The sequence below is a fragment of the Streptomyces sp. NRRL B-24484 genome (genome assembly GCF_000717715.1).
Classification (GTDB): Bacteria; Actinomycetota; Actinomycetes; order Streptomycetales; family Streptomycetaceae; genus Kitasatospora.
Map to the genome: position 1 here is coordinate 1 of NZ_JOAI01000124.1, position 1,144 is coordinate 1,144.

Here is a 1,144-nt window from a genome sequence, read left to right on the forward strand (position 1 = left end):
TCTTACGAGCTGGTGCGTGATTGCGGCGAGTTGGACATGGCTGCCTCGGACGGCATGATCTTCGTCGTGTCGATCATGGTGAACCGTGCGGTCCTCGGGCATCGAATGCTGACCGGCGTCTCGCGTCGACACTTGGCAGAGCTGATCGCCGAGCTGGCGTCGCCCTGGCAGGCGGTGGTGGAGGGCCGGCGGCACACGGTCCGGGGTGGAGTCCGGCGCCGGGCTGCCGGTGCGGGCGCCAAGCACCGGCTGGTGTTCACCGACCGAGTGGTCGCGACGCTGATCCATCTGCGACACGATCTCCCGCACGCGGTCCTTGGCCTGCTGTTCGGCGTGGACCGCTCCACAATCACCCGGGCTGTCGCCGAGATACGCGGCCTGCTCGCCCGGCGCGGCTTCGCGGTGCCCGACCGCCCCGGGATCCGGCTGCGGACCCTCGCAGACGTCTTCGCCTACGCCCAGGCCGAGGGTGTGGTCCTACGACTGGATGCCACCGAGGTCCAGGTCCGCCGCCCGGCCGGCCACCGCGGCGGGCGGCGGGCCTTCGTGTCCGGCAAAAAGAAGCAGAACACCATGAAGGCCACCGTCGTCGCCGACGAGGTGGGCCGCACCCTGTGGGCCGGCAACCTCCGCCCGGGACGCATGCACGACGCCACCGCCATCCGTGGCGAAGGCATCGACGACCTGTTCCACCAGTTCCCCGGCGTCCAAGTCCTGCTCGATGAAGGGTACTTGGGGCTTCGGCGGGATCACCCCGGCCAGGCAGTCACCCCGCCGCGGAAGGCGAACAAGATCTGCCCGCCGGAAGTCCACGAGGCACGGGAGCGGGCCCGCCACCAGCACTCCTCCCAGCGCATCCCGGTGGAACACGCCCTCGCCGACCACAAGCGATGGAAAGGCCTGACTCGCTGGACCCACCGCCGCGACACGCTCCCGGACACCTACCTCGCCATCGCCGCACTGGTCTCCGACCGCACCGCCACCGCCTGAACAAGGCCCCAGCTCAGGCCGGCACATCCCCAGCGCAATCACGCACCAGCTCGTTACTGATCATTTCAGAATGAGGTCCGAAGCTTCCGCAGGCAGATGATGCTGCAGGCGAGTTGGAGCAGGCCCAGGTGGAGGTCGGCGCGTATCTCGTAGC

The 1,144-nt window shown here is 69.1% G+C and carries 1 protein-coding gene; it reads left to right on the plus strand.

Translation table 11 applies throughout. From position 1 onward, the window contains the following. The first annotated feature begins 75 nt into the window (after positions 1 to 75). Complete coding sequence (locus IE98_RS0141520; protein ID WP_030277927.1) at positions 76 to 990, plus strand: transposase family protein; 915 nt, start codon at positions 76 to 78, stop codon at positions 988 to 990. Positions 991 to 1,144: the final 154 nt, after the last annotated feature.

Coding starts and splice junctions, on each gene's coding strand:
- IE98_RS0141520 (WP_030277927.1), top strand. CDS start 76: ATGGTGAACCGTGCGGTCCTCGGGCATCGAATGCTGACCGGCGTCTCG.